14 protein-coding genes are annotated in these 14,310 nt (G+C 38.6%); 11 read left to right on the top strand and 3 right to left on the bottom strand.

The window, feature by feature from the left end; all coding sequences use genetic code 11:
* Nucleotides 1-943: ISNCY family transposase (locus ASJ81_RS02840; protein WP_095642727.1), on the bottom strand; the 943-nt coding region annotated here is incomplete at its 3' end.
* A gap of 301 nt (nucleotides 944-1,244) precedes the next feature.
* Here ASJ81_RS02840 and ASJ81_RS22515 point away from each other — a divergent pair.
* From ASJ81_RS22515 to ASJ81_RS02885, 11 genes are all read left to right on the top strand, one after another.
* Complete coding sequence (locus ASJ81_RS22515) at nucleotides 1,245-1,406, top strand: hypothetical protein (protein WP_170943165.1); 162 nt, start codon at nucleotides 1,245-1,247, stop codon at nucleotides 1,404-1,406.
* Nucleotides 1,406-3,019: a PKD domain-containing protein gene (locus ASJ81_RS23540; RefSeq protein WP_275112524.1), complete on the top strand. Its 1,614-nt coding sequence runs from the start codon at nucleotides 1,406-1,408 to the stop codon at nucleotides 3,017-3,019. Before ASJ81_RS22515 ends, ASJ81_RS23540 begins: the two co-directional genes overlap by 1 nt.
* Before the next feature lie 36 nt (nucleotides 3,020-3,055).
* The gene (locus ASJ81_RS23545; protein WP_245859740.1) at nucleotides 3,056-3,292 is read left to right on the top strand and encodes a PKD domain-containing protein; all 237 of its coding nucleotides are present in this window, start codon (nucleotides 3,056-3,058) and stop codon (nucleotides 3,290-3,292) included.
* Nucleotides 3,293-4,200: 908 nt separating this feature from the next.
* Nucleotides 4,201-5,571 (top strand): coenzyme F420 hydrogenase subunit alpha, encoded by a 1,371-nt coding sequence (frhA, locus tag ASJ81_RS02850; protein ID WP_095643156.1) that lies wholly within the window; start codon nucleotides 4,201-4,203, stop codon nucleotides 5,569-5,571.
* 5 nt (nucleotides 5,572-5,576) lie between these two features.
* Complete coding sequence (gene frhD, locus ASJ81_RS02855; RefSeq protein ID WP_170943166.1) at nucleotides 5,577-6,056, top strand: coenzyme F420-reducing hydrogenase, FrhD protein; 480 nt, start codon at nucleotides 5,577-5,579, stop codon at nucleotides 6,054-6,056.
* On the top strand, nucleotides 6,043-6,924 hold the full coding sequence (gene frhG / locus ASJ81_RS02860) for a coenzyme F420 hydrogenase subunit gamma (protein ID WP_095643158.1): 882 nt from the start codon (nucleotides 6,043-6,045) through the stop codon (nucleotides 6,922-6,924). Before frhD ends, frhG begins: the two co-directional genes overlap by 14 nt.
* A complete protein-coding gene (gene frhB / locus ASJ81_RS02865; RefSeq protein WP_095643159.1) occupies nucleotides 6,917-7,792 on the top strand; it encodes a coenzyme F420 hydrogenase subunit beta in 876 nt (291 codons plus the stop codon). Before frhG ends, frhB begins: the two co-directional genes overlap by 8 nt.
* A gap of 289 nt (nucleotides 7,793-8,081) precedes the next feature.
* Entirely contained in the window at nucleotides 8,082-8,651 is a 570-nt protein-coding gene (locus tag ASJ81_RS02870) for a hypothetical protein (protein ID WP_095643160.1), read from the top strand.
* Between the two features lie 456 nt (nucleotides 8,652-9,107).
* Nucleotides 9,108-10,916, top strand: coding sequence for a tetratricopeptide repeat protein (locus tag ASJ81_RS02875; RefSeq protein ID WP_095643161.1), 1,809 nt, complete (start codon nucleotides 9,108-9,110; stop codon nucleotides 10,914-10,916).
* 1,113 nt (nucleotides 10,917-12,029) lie between these two features.
* Nucleotides 12,030-12,326 carry a nucleotidyltransferase family protein gene (locus ASJ81_RS02880; protein WP_095643162.1) on the top strand — a complete coding sequence of 99 codons (297 nt, stop codon included), beginning with the start codon at nucleotides 12,030-12,032 and terminating at the stop codon, nucleotides 12,324-12,326.
* On the top strand, nucleotides 12,323-12,604 hold the full coding sequence (locus ASJ81_RS02885) for a HepT-like ribonuclease domain-containing protein (RefSeq protein ID WP_245859742.1): 282 nt from the start codon (nucleotides 12,323-12,325) through the stop codon (nucleotides 12,602-12,604). Before ASJ81_RS02880 ends, ASJ81_RS02885 begins: the two co-directional genes overlap by 4 nt.
* A gap of 218 nt (nucleotides 12,605-12,822) precedes the next feature.
* Here ASJ81_RS02885 and ASJ81_RS02890 read toward each other — a convergent pair whose 3' ends face one another.
* Nucleotides 12,823-13,077: a type II toxin-antitoxin system MqsA family antitoxin gene (locus ASJ81_RS02890; RefSeq protein ID WP_048109159.1), complete on the bottom strand. Its 255-nt coding sequence runs from the start codon at nucleotides 13,075-13,077 to the stop codon at nucleotides 12,823-12,825.
* Nucleotides 13,074-13,388: a DUF4258 domain-containing protein gene (locus ASJ81_RS02895; protein ID WP_095643163.1), complete on the bottom strand. Its 315-nt coding sequence runs from the start codon at nucleotides 13,386-13,388 to the stop codon at nucleotides 13,074-13,076. The genes ASJ81_RS02890 and ASJ81_RS02895 overlap by 4 nt, the downstream gene beginning before the upstream one ends.
* Nucleotides 13,389-14,310: the final 922 nt, after the last annotated feature.

The following is a 14,310-nucleotide window of genomic DNA, read 5'->3' on the forward strand; positions in this document are numbered from 1 at the left end:
TTTCTAGCTTCAATTTATATCTAAATCGGTTAAATTCCTTTTTTGCCTTTATACTCCATTCTTGATGCTTTTCTTCATTCATAATTACGTTAAGTTCTTCAGATAGAATTTTTTCCAGGAATTTAATCTCATTTTCACGATTGTAAAATATATTCAATAACCTGTATTTTAATAGTTCCTGTTCAATTGTTGTTTTCTTCGGAAAATCGCTAACTATAAGCTTGTTTAAGTGCATCAAACAGTATTGATGCACTAACTTATCCCCAAAAACTTCCTTTAAAATATCTGGGTATCTCTTATCAAAATCCGTAACAATAAACACAGGTTCTGATGTATCTAGATTTTTTCGTAGAAACGTTTTGATGGTTTCTGAACTTTTATCCTCAAAAAGTTCATCTGCTATTGTTCTTTGAGTTTTTGCATCCAGTAATGTTAAACGGTATTTCTGACAACGTCCCTCTTTTGGATGCTGTTCGTCATAGTGCACCATATGTACATTTTCTAAAATTGGAACATTTTCCTGTTCCATTTCTTTGTTGAATGTTCTAAAAATAGTGCTTCTTGATCTTGGAAATATGAAGCTCATTATATCAGAAATTCCATCATAAGAAACTTTATGGTATCTGAGCACCTGGAAAAAATTATTAAATGAATCAAAAAGTAAAGTTTTCAGACCTTCCCAAAAACTATGATCTTCTTCGTCTGTACTACCACAATTTTGGCATTTGTATCGACCAATGCTGATTTTTCCAAGACCTTTTTTGATGTATAGATTATAGCCGTTATGAACCATAGGAGCACTGCAAATAGGGCAGGCTGGAGGAATTTTTCTACGAAAAATTCCTCTTGTGGTATATTCGTAATCATTGCTATAACTATCAAAAAGGTATGAGAGAGCAGGGAGTTCCGATAAGTTATTAAGAGTAAGATTTATAATTACCATTGTTTTTGCCGTAACATCATTACATAGTTATAGAATTATAAATTTATATAGTGATGTTACACTTACTTTCATCACTAGATTTTGGAACTGAGTCGCCTATAATTAATTTCGATAATTTTTCTGTCGCAGAGTGGACTAATAATAATTTATAAATAATACACAAAAATAAAATAAAATAAAATAAAATACTTTTTTATTTTAAACTTCTTCTTTATAAAGAAAAATCTTATTTAATATCATGTTTTCAATTCTTTTTCATTATAAATTTAAAACTAATTTACTGAGGTTTGAGATGAAGGAAATGAAACGTGATAAAGCAAGAAGAGGTTATACCTTCATTTTAGGAATAATGGTATTGGCACTTTTAATGCTAGTGAGTATAGCAGGTGCAGCGCCATATGCGTATATTACTAATCAGAATTACTTTCTTATGAACAGTACACTGAAGGCACGGTCTCTGTAATTGACACTGCCACAGACACAGTTACAGCCACGGTAAATGTAGGAAGCTTACCTCAGGGAGTTGCAGTCACTCCAGATGGAACAAAGGTGTATGTGACAAACTCTGGCAGTAAAACTGTTTCTGTAATTGACACAGCAGCAAACAAGGTTATTGCCATAGTGAATGTCGGAACCAGTCCTCGTGGAATCGCAATAACTCCGGATGGAAAGGAGGCATATGTAACGGACTTATACAGCAATAAAGTCTCTGTAATTGACACAATCACAAACACGCTTACATACATAGTGCCTGTAGGAATTTATCCTCATGGAATTGTAGTCACTCCGGATGGAAAAAAAGTATACGTAGCGAACGGAGGTAGTAACAATGTCTCTGTAATTGACGCAGCAACAAAAACTGTCACAGCTACAGTAACGAATGTAGGAACATTTCCTTGGGGAGTTACAATCACATCTGATGGTAAGAAAGTATATGTGACAAGTGAGGGTAGTGGCACTGTTTCTGCAATTGACACAGATACAAATACTGTTACATCCACAGTGCCTGTAGGAGCTAATCCTTTTGGAGCTGCAGTTAGCCCGGATGGAACGAAGGTATATGTGACGATGCCCTATAACAACACTGTCTCTGTGATTGCCACAGCCACAAACAAGGTTATCGCCACAGTGCCTGTAGGAAATTTTCCTTATGGAATCACAATCACCCCAGATGGAACAAAGGTATATGTGGCGAACTATGACAGTGACAATGTTTCTGTGATTGCCACAGCAACAAATCATGTAAAAGCCACGGTTGATGTAGGGTCTACTCCTATGGCTTTTGGGCAGTTTATAGGTCATGTTCCAGCATCAGTCCCAGTACTTCCTATAGCAAATTTCGTTACCAACGTCAGTGAAGGTTATTCTCCTTTAACCGTTCAGTTTACTGATCTGTCTACCAATTCAACTTCTGTAAACTGGGACTTTGGAGATAAAAGTAACTCGACAGAAAGAAATCCAGTTCATGAATATTCAGATCCAGGAATTTATACTGTTAACCTGACAGCAAGCAATGAGAATGGTATAGATTTAAAGTCAGCTACAATAACTGTTACTGAAAAATCATTAATCCCTGTTACTGCTTTTTCAGCTTCTCCAACATCAGGAAAAGCACCCTTGAAAGTTGCATTTATCGACAAAAGTGCAGGTTCGCCGACTAAGTGGAAATGGAGTTTCGGAGACGGAAAAACTTCAACAGTCCAGAATCCAACGTATAAGTATTCAAACCTGGGAAATTACACAGTGTCACTTACAGCAACAAATGCCGAAGGTAATAGTACGACAATAAAAACAGATTATATAAAAGTGGTAACAAAACCGGTTGCAAACTTCTCTGCGAAACCTACCTCAGGAAAAGCGCCATTAGATGTTGCCTTTACTGACACAAGCACAGGAGTACTTGCTGGTTGGATCTGGGACTTTGGAGATGGATCAAAGTCATTCCTCCAGAGTCCGATTCATAAGTATTCGAAGGCAGGAATATATACTGTTAACTTAGCAGTGAAGAATGCTGCAGGACATAACACGGTAACAAAAACAGACTATATAAAAGTTGTAACAAAACCAGTTGCTTAATTCTCTGCAACTCTTATCTCTGGAAAATCTCCATTAGTGGTAGATTTACTGACAAAAACACAGGAGTTCCTACCACATGAAACGGAATTTTGGAGACGGAAAAACTTCAATTCAGCAGAGTCAGAACATCGGTATTTACATGAAGGAAAATATAAGGTTACACTTACAGTGACCAGTGATGCAGGCAGCGGTACTGAAATAAAAACAAATTACATAAAAGTGACAACGAATACAAGACTGTGTATAAACTCTGAAAACAGGTCGTGTCCCTGAATTATAGATCAATTCTGAAAAAACGAGTGCATACCATTCATTTGATGAATCTAATCAGAGATTCTCTCAATTTCGGTTTTCAATGATTCAAACCCACGACCTGAAAACAAATAAACACTTTAAGTTGAAAAAACAATAAAAAAGTCAAACCAAAAGGGAGTAGGGAACTTATTATTTGGGAATTTAAGAATATGAAGTTATCAGAACTTTCACCGTTTTTCTTTTTTCTCCATTTCATGAAATGAACTTTGGGAGACGGAACAACGTCAATCCAGTAGAACTCGGCATATAAGTATTACAAAGGGGATTATACTATTAAATCCACTGTATTAAATATTAAAATCAGTAGGGTTGCATTAAAACAAACTATATAAATATGACGACAGATACAAGACCGGATTCATACTCTAAAAGAAAATAGCGCTTCAAACTAAAAAATAATACAAAGACAAAAGTTAAAATGTGATGAAGTATCTGTTACATATAAAGACAAGATTCTCAAAATACATTCCACTATTTACTTAAAAATTCACATCTACCACTCATTAAAACAAAAAAACGACTCATAAAAAATAACTATGATTTTTTATACTATACTTATGTTTGATAATTTCAATGTTTTCTTTTTTGTAAAAATAGTTGCATTTAATATAAAATTTTATTTATAAATTGTAAAAAATATATTTATAATTTTATTGACCTTCTTTATATTGATAGAAGGATTTATGTAACATCGCGTTTTCAACCATTTATCATTATAAATCAAATATTTTACTAAGGTACTACGCGCTGGAGAAATCAAGAGGTTAACGTACTTTGTACGAGTAACTATCTTAGAATAATCGCACAGAGAGTGCCTTAACCACGGTACAGCCTAAATAACAACCAATCGAAAACGAGGCATACCATTGACGAAAGTTGTAGAAATCTCTCCAACCACAAGACTTGAAGGTCACTCCAAGCTCACCCTGAAGGTAGATGATCAGGGTATTGTTGAGCGAGGAGACTGGCTCTCTATCACCCCGGTCAGGGGTATTGAGAAGCTCGCCATAGGTAAGACAATGGAGCAGGTCCCGAAGATCGCTTCTCGGGTCTGCGGTATCTGTCCTATTGCTCACACTCTGGCAAGCACCGAGGCCATGGAGGCTTCGATCGGCTGCGAGATTCCCACGGATGCAAAGCTCCTGCGGACCATTCTCCATGCAGCGAACCGCCTTCACAGCATCGCCCTGCACAACATCCTGATTCTCCCGGATTTTTACATCCCTGGGACGGAGAAGAAGTTCAACCTGTTCGCTAACGAACAGCCTGCCAGGAGCGTTATGGCAAGGATCGTCCGCATCCGCGAGATCGGACAGACCATTGGAGCCATAGCAGGCGGCGAGGCAATTCACCCCTCCAACCCGAGAATCGGCGGGATGTATCACAATGTGAGCCCCCGTGCAAAGCAGAAGATGGCTGATCTGGCGAAAGAATGCCTTGTCCTTGCCCATGAGCAGATGGAGTTTATGCTTGATGTCATCAGGAACATGCAGAACAGGGAGTTCGTCGAGGTCGCAGGCAAGCAGATCCCACTTCCCAAGAAACTAGGATACCACAATCAGGGGGTTATGGCCACATCTCCGATGTACGGCTCATCCAGTCTGGACGAAAATCCCACATGGGATTTTGCTCGGTGGAAAGAGACTCGTCCATGGGACTGGTACATGGGCGAGGTAACTATCGATCTTGAGGATCCTAGCTACCCACTCGGAGGCACTACAAAAGTCGGCACTAAGGCCAACCCCCAGATGGAAGCCTGCACAGGTGTTCCTACTTACGACGGCCAACCGGTTGAGGTCGGTCCCAGGGCAAGGCTTGCCGCATTTAAGAACTTCGACGAGAAGGGTACCTTCGCTCAGCATATCGCCAGACAGATGGAGTATCCTGACTGCTGTTACACCATACTCAAGTGCCTTGACAACCTGGATACCTCAGGCAAGGTCCTTGCCGACCACATTCCCCTGGGAGACGGATCCATGGGTTGGGCTGCGAACGAGGCCCCGCGTGGAACCAATATCCACCTGGCAAGGGTTAAGGACGGGAAGGTTCTGTGGTACGAAATGCTTGTGCCTACTACCTGGAACTTCCCTACCTGCAGCCGCGCTCTGACCGGAGCACCCTGGCAGATTGCTGAGATGGTCGTTAGGGCCTATGACCCGTGTGTCTCGTGTGCAACCCACATGATTGTGGTGAACGAGGAGGAAAAGATAGTCGCCCAGAAGCTCATGCAGTGGTGAAGGGAATGGAAACGCTGTACTCCGAGATCGTGGTGGCAGGCTGTGGCAACCCGCTCTATGCGGATGATGGATTTGGGCCAGCTGTAGTGGAGAGACTCAAGGACCTCAAACTCCCTGAGAATGTCACTGTTGTTGATGCGGGGCTCGGAGGCCCCCACTTTATCTTTACTCTCCTTAATCCCGAATCAACAAAGACTCTTATCATTGTGGACATAGCGGACTTTGGAGGGGAACCCGGCGAGCTCAGGTGGCTCTCTGTTGATGAGCTTCCTGTGGGAAGCTATCGGGACGCTCACTCCTGGGATCTGACCGAGCCGCTCCGGTATATTAAGGACGATATCCGGATTCGGGTTCTTGCATGCCAGAAGAAGTACGTTCCTGCCCCCGAAATGGTCATCGGGATTACAGATGAGGTACAGAGAGCCATTCCAGATGCTGTATCCGAGATTCTGAAGGAAATCGGAGTAAACTATGGGACTGCTTAACTCCGTCAAGAAAATCATGGGCGTGGAAACCAAGCCCGCTCAGGTTGCGATGGAGAAAAAGGCGGAAGCTACAAAGGAGAAAAAACCAGTGACAAATAAGATCAAGCTCGGACATGTACACATGAGCGGCTGTACCGGCTGCCTCGTGTCCATTGCCGACAATAACTTGGGACTCATTAAGATCCTGGACGACTACGCCGACCTCGTCTACTGCCTCACGCTTGCTGACGTTCGGCATATTCCGGAGATGGACGTGGCGCTCGTTGAGGGATCGGTCTGTATCCAGGACCATGAATCAGTGGAGGACATCAAGGAAACGCGGAAGAAGTCCAAGATCGTGGTGGCCCTCGGTTCCTGCGCATGCTACGGGAACATTACCCGGTTCAGCCGCGGCGGGCAGCACAACCAGCCCCAGCATGAGTCTTTCCTCCCTATCGGTGATCTCATCGATGTGGATGTTTACATTCCAGGATGCCCACCGAGCCCGGAACTTATAAGGAACGTCGCTGTCATGGCGTACCTGCTCTTTGAAGGGAATGAAGACCAGAAGGCTCTTGCAGGCAAGTACTTAAAGCCCCTTATGGACCTTGCGAAGCGCGGCACAACAGGATGTTTCTGTGACCTGATGGACGACGTAATCAACCAGGGACTCTGCATGGGCTGTGGCACCTGTGCTGCATCCTGTCCAGTAAGAGCTATCACCCTTGAGTTCGGAAAACCTCAGGGTGAACGTGACCTCTGTATTAAGTGCGGTTCCTGCTATGGCGCCTGTCCGAGGTCTTTCTTCAACCTGGACGTGATTCCCGAATTCGAGAGCATCAACGAGATAATTGCAGACGCGCTTAAGGAAGGTGAGAGTAATGATTGAGGACCCATATCTCGGCAAATATGTTACATGTGTCTCGGCACGGAGCACGGACAAAGAGATCCTCAAGAAAGCTCAGGACGGCGGAATCGCAACCACCCTCATGGTCTATGCCCTTGAAGAGGGAATCATCGACGGAACCATTGTGGCAGGCGAAGGCGATAAACCCTGGCAGCCAAAGCCTGAAGTCGCTATGACCCGTGAGGACATCCTCAAAGCAAGAGGAACAAGATACAGCATCAGCCCCCAGATCTCCTGGCTCAAGGAAGCAACCAGGTCCTTTGGCCTCGATAAGGTCGGGATCACAGGCGTCTGCTGCCAGATGCAGGCAGTAAGGAAGGCTCAGCTCTATCCTATCAACATGCGGGATGTCCCAGGCAAGGTCGCCTTTACAGTAGGGCTCTTCTGTATGGAAAACTTCCCTTACAAGTCCATGCAGAGCATTGTCGAGGACCACGCAGCTCAGAGCCTTGGCTCCGTGAAGAAGATGGAAATCACAAAAGGCAAGTTCTGGGTCTACACCGAACGCGGAAACGTTGCTACCGTCCCTCTCAAGGAGACCCATAAATACGAGCAGCCAGGCTGCCATGTCTGCCTTGACTATGTCTCTAACCTCGCAGACATCTCAACCGGTTCGGTAGGAAGCCCGGACGGCTGGTCTACGGTTTTCATCCGTACCAAAGTAGGAAACGAAATCTGGTCCAAAGCAGTCGCAGCAGGCCTGTTCGAGACAAAACCCATTGAGGAAGTCAAACCCGGTCTCGATCTCCTCAGGAAGCTCGCAAAAGAGAAGATCGACAAGAACCAGAAGACAGTTGAGGAGCGCAAGACCTTCGGCGTCAACAAGGGGTTACGGAACCCTTACGCCTAAAACTCCTCTTTTCGTCATCGAAAACTATTGTGTTGGATACACTGAATATGGGGATGGGATTGGTTCTCATCCCCAATATATTCTGCCTGTTCTGCCATTTTTGAAAAAAACTAGGAAGTAAATGGATATTACCAAAATACCCACCATGCTTTATTACGGTGCGCATTTGCTCATTGAGTAGAAGACAATCTACAGAAGCTGATAGTGAAACCTACTGGAGAGATAGTACTCATGCCAGAGCAGTTCTGCTTACTCGGAAAGATTGCAGTAAAGACTAGACTAATTAATCTTGGGCATTCAAAATTTTTCCAATAAGACGGTTGCTTATTTAAAAAAATTTAAAAAGTTTAAAAGCTATGTTAAAAATATGATATCTAAATATAGCTTGATAGCTCTCGCATTCAAACGTATACGTTTATTCGGGGCTATCGGAATCATCGGGGGGATCTGGCTAATGATAAATGGTTTTGATATCAGCTATACCTTCGCATTTGAGGCATTTATCATTTCCTCCATTTCCTTTGTATTTTCAGTTGCAGCAACAGTGACAGAAACAAATAGAAGAAATATTGAAAAACGACTAGAATGTTTTTATAAACCAATTGAACAAATTATTGAGAGCTCCGTTAATATAGAAAGTAAGCATAACGATATAATTTTCCGGCTTCAAGAAATCAGACGATACGATCATCTCGCAAAAGATGAAACTACAAAAGAACTGGTTCGGCAGTTGACAGGTGCATCAAAAATTACAGCTACTAATATAGATAATATTAAAATTTTATTAGAAGCTGTAAAAAAAGACATTATATATTATGAAGAAATTCTTGCTGCATATCCAATTAGTAGGATGGTTTGAACTTTTTCTCTCTTCCTGGTATCGAGTATTTTTTCTGTAATAATATTCTATAGGTTGTCTTACTTGATGGTATCTAAAATGGTACTATAAATGAAATTAAATGAAGTGACCTGAAAATCATTTATGATAAAATCATCTCTTTCGTAAATGCTTTCAGTCTTATCGCTGCGCTTCTTATGCTTTTTTGCTTCAACTATGACGGTAATCGGTCAAAACTTGTAAATTACTATAGCATATAGAATTAATGATTTAACAAAATAGGTTTCAAGGATGTTGCTAAAATTGAGTAAGTAATAATATAAAGACTCTATAAAAAGGAGATATGCAAAACATATATTACAAAATACTAAAAATATTTATAATATACTTAATTAAATGGTAATATAAATGAAGACAGATAGCATACAGTAGATTAATTAGAACAATATAAAGAAGTGGCTGAAGGAATAGAGAGAAATGGTAGATTTGCTTCCATCGTTCAATGAAACTAAACAGGCTTTTGAAAATGGAGACCGGTTCTCGTTACTTATATACTATTGTCTTTTTATAGTTACAGTAATGTTCGAATGGAAATACGTAAGGTTACCTTATGTCAAATCAAAATTTTTTCTATGGAGTATATTTGGCTTTTCTATAATAGCACTGTGGAATATTGGTTTGCTTAATGGGCTAACGCTTTATCTTTTAGTAGTATTATTTTTAATCCTTGCACCAGTGCTCTATTATTCTTGCAGTAATCTTGTATGGCCATGTTCTTTAATTGATCGTAAAGTTTCTAATATTCTCATGGCTAATGAGCCCGAAAAAGCAGAACAAATGCTGTGCTATTATAAATTGTGTTCATTAGATTCCATGGAAAAATATTCATATTCTCTTAAAAAAGCAGAAACAGCTGCTGCAAAAGGTAACATGTGCAATTCAATCAAAATTCTCTCAAAGATTGATACAAAAAAACTTAATAAGAATGAAAATCTACGTTTTGAACTAATTAAAGCAAATTATTATTCACAGCTAGGGGATTATGATAGGGCAAAACAAACTGTGGAACATCTTTATAATATATATAAACCTTCGGGAAAATACTTGCTTCAAGTATATCTCATTAAGGCATTATCTGCAGAGTTTGAAGGAGACCTCCAGAAATCATCAGAGCTTCTTAAAAATGCTATTAACGCCTGTACAGATGATACCGATGTATATTGTCAAGTTGCACTGAATAACATGGGAAGAATTCGAAGGTTTGAAAAGAATTATACAGATTCTTTTTATTATTATCAAAAACAACTTCAGGCAATAAAGAATTCGAGAAATAGAACATCAATCCACATTGCATATCAAAATGTTATTGGATCACTTGTTTTGGATCATAAACTAGAGGACGAAAGCAAATATATTCAACAGTATCAATCCTTTATCGATTCCAAAAATCTAAATGATTTAATGGAATACTATAATTTTCTCATAGAATACTACAGACAAAAAGGTGAGAAGTACAATTTGTCTAAGACATTAGAGAAATCAGAGGAAAAGACGTATTCAATGATGTCACGAAAAGAGCAGCTTGTATCTGATATATACCAGTTGAGAATTAGATGGAATAATGAGTTATTATATTCAGCGGTTCTAGACAAGATAGAATCTCAATATATTGAGTATTCAAATTTTTCACAAGTGGAAAAATTCAATTGCTACATAGAAATACACTGTGTTCTGCAAGCTTTGAAAGAAACAGGATTATTGGGTACTCATATAGATATGTATAATACAAATAAGGAAAATATTGGAATCCTTCTCCCTGAATTGAAAGAATATTTCTTTAAAATTCCCGAGTGTTGCGTTTCTGAGAGGTGTATGACTATGTGGAACATAGTACGAGCAAATAAATGTAACAGTGATTATGACAAAGATGAAGTCCTCAGAGTGCTTAAGGATATAAAAGATACATACTCAAAACACGGAAATTTTATTGAAGCTTTTAATATTGGATTAGACATTTGTGATGAAGCTCTGTTTCAGAAGAAATATGAAGAAATGTGGAAGTTTACTAAATTAGCAATATATGAAACTAAAAGACTTTCTGGCCATCCAGTAGTAACTCCTGCATTTATAAGAATTGCATGTTACGCATACAACGCTGGAGAATTGGATATTTCTAGAGATTATGTGAAGTTGTATGAGGAAACTGGTATTAATATTTCCCACTATGCATATTGGATTCAGAATTTCTATAATGGGCTCAAATGTGAGTTATGTAAGGTTGAGTAATTCATAAGAAAGTTTGAGTGTTTTTTGGGAAATGCTGCATAGGCCATGAAGATTGAATTCCTATAAGGGCTTTAGAATATAATGAAAGTTATCTAGCCTCCATAGATTATATCGACCTAAACGAACAGGTATTCTTTGAATAATATGCACAACCAATGAAAGTGCTTGCAGATGTCAGTATTTTACCTGAAAATTACTACATTTTCTTGCCTGCTCTCTGTTAGCTCCTGATCTGATTTTTTACAGAATTATTCTGCGTGCAGAGGAATAGTTTATCAAGCGGATCTGGCCTGCTTTAGTAGATTTTCTTCTACCAGAGCGTTTGCCACACAGACCAGATGCTCACTTACCTTCTTTTGTGATTGGGCAAAAATACATAATTGTTTTTGTAACGAAAACAGATTTTCCGTGAGGTTGAGAAATACATAATTTTACGATGAACCCCTACATTTTGGCTGTTTTAGTTACTAATTTGAGAACATTTTTTTAAAAACCGGAAAACTTATAGTAGTGGTCGATTCTTTTTTTCTTCTTTTTTGCCAGCGGCCGCCCGATATCTGCTGCTTTGCAGCATGCGGGCGTGGAGGGAGTTTTCAGATAAATCTCAAAAGAAATTTGACAACTATGTCTCTCGTTACCGAATTAAAAATTAATACATTAATAGATTAATAAATTAATAAATTAATAAATTAATAAATTAATAAATTATTCGATAACGGAAGCCCTCATTCAAAGAAAAGTTTTATATACTTTAAAACACTTGTTAAAAATGTAAAAACGGATTCAAGAATAGTTCGGAAGACACGACAATCCCCATCGCAGTGTCCACCGAACAAAACCAACGAAATATCAAAACTGATACCAATGGAAATACTGAGCATAAACTATAAAAAACTATCAGAAGGGTTCACCCTTATAGTTGAAGGAGATCGCCGCACGATGACCGTAATGATGAGTTCACTGTTTGGACTTATCGGACTGATTTTAAAGATTCGTTTTTAAAGTTGACAGCTTCGGCTGTTCTTTTTTTCATTTGAATTTATCAACTATGATAGCAAGTGGCTCTCTTTCATCAGGGTGTGTTTAAATTGTAACATACTAAATTATGCTGATATGGAGAATGCTTCCCAAAATAAAGAATTATTCGAAAAAATATCTTCATTCCTTAAGAAAGAAGGAGCAACAAAAGTGGCTATTTTTGGCTCTTATGCAAGAGGAGAAGAAAGACCAAAAAGTGATCTCGACGTTCTTGTAGAGCTTTCCGAAACGAAAGGTCTGCTCACTATGGCTAGGATTGAGAGAGAGCTATCGGAGTTTCTGGAAGTAAAAGTCGATTTACTAACCGAAGGGTCGATAAGTCCATACCTTATTGAAGGAAGTAAAAAAGAAGCAAAAGTGATCTCTGCATGAGAAAAAATGACTCGATTTACCTTAGCCACATCCTCGATTCAGTTGAACGTATTGAAGAATATACTAGAGGTATGGAAAAAGAAGATTTTTCGTTTAGCAATCTAGTTCAAGATGGGACTATCAGGCAAATTGAGATTATAGGTGAAGCCACTAAAAACTTATCCAAAGATCTCCGCGAAAAGTATCCTCAAATTCCCTGGAGGGACATTGCTGGGATGAGGGATCGATTGATTCATCATTATTTTGGAATTAATTTGGAAGATTCGTCATACTGTTAAAGTCGATATTCCTGCTTTAAAAGATGAAATTCTTGTGATACTCGAGATTCTAGAGACTAAAAAATAAGGTTCTTCGCCATTCCTTATGGATAAGATAATTTTCAATTCAAGACCGAATTGGTTTTTATGAGAATATTATGAGAATGTCCACATAAAAAAACGAAGAGCCAAGATAAATAATTAAATTTCATGAGCTGATAGCGTGTAAACATACAAAATCACGCTAAAATCTCATCAAAACTTAGTTCTCCGGCAGCCACTGGATGCAAGAGTAATTTGGACTCATGAAATTTCTTCATAACTATATCTATTTTCCTTGAAACTTCTGGAGTATAATATGCTTCTCCGCAGTTTTCACATATATAGGCAGAAACATCTTTAATGGCAATAATCTGCTCTCCGATTTTTGCCACAAATTCTGTCTTACCTTCAATAAGTCTACCTTTACAAAAACTGCATCTGTCAGGTTTCATCTTTGATCTCTCCTAAATATGTAGTCTATCCATTTATTATTTTCCGGAATATATACTGTAATAATTCTTGCATGATCCTCACATTCTGCTACCACAACATGACAGGGTCTACCTTCAGAATATGCAAAAAACAAAGCTGATGGACATGGTTCGTCTTCTGGATAATCCTCAATTATTTGCCCATAAACTATAACCTCTTTTATGTTATCAGTTGAAATATTCCTCTGAAACATGCGAACTCTTGCATGGTTTGATATAATAAAGGCATCTTCTGTAAGAAAATATTTTAATTTTTCATGGTTAATATTCATTTGTACCAAATCCTAAAAAATAACACCCGGTCTGTAATATTGAGCTCAATTATCCTTATTGCAGAATTGAACAAATACTTAAGTTTTGTAGTAATAAAGCCTATGTATAAAATGTGATTTTTGAATCCAATTTTTAGTTATGATATTCACAAATATGTGAACAAAATACAGAGATTATACTAATGTCAAGGCCGGTGAATAATTCCCCATTTTAGCCGGATTAAAATTCCCCAATTTCCAATCCTCAAGAAAGCTTGAGGATTATAAATAATGCTGAAAATTAAGAGTAGTACCGGCTCAAGAAAAATACAGTCGTTTTCCCGTAAACCACTACATTTTTGCTATAATATGGAGGGAATAAGGGACAGACTAGTAAAATTCCCTGGGAAATTGGATTTATGGAGAAAATTACTTCATTTTCTTGCTTGCTCTCCGGTAGATCCTGATCTGATTTTCTACAGATGATTCTGCATGTATAGGTAATAATTTATCAGGTGAATCTGGCCTTCCCCTAGTAAATTTCCCTCTACCAGGGCCTGTGCCACACAGATCAGATGCTAGCCTATCTTCTTTTGTGATTGGACAAAACGAAAAGATCTTTATATTCGACAGGTCGACATTTCACGTCTGAAAACTAAATATAGCAATTTTTTCAGTTAAAATATTGCTGTTAACTGTCAACAGCAATAGAAAAATTTAAAATTTTGGGTTTTATGATTTAATTAGCAAATAATCTTTTAATATCAAAATTTTTAAAAACGGACTCAGTACCAAAGCAAATATGAAATTCTTCGAATAACAGGCACAAAGAAATGAAAGTAACCTTTACCTTACCTTTTTTGACTATTGATTTCATCACTACCTTGAGCAGGAAGGTTGTACTAGATTTGGTTTTAAAAACCTTTCCAAAACTAATCAGTGA

The organism is Methanosarcina spelaei (assembly GCF_002287235.1).
GTDB lineage: Archaea > Halobacteriota > Methanosarcinia > Methanosarcinales > Methanosarcinaceae > Methanosarcina > Methanosarcina spelaei.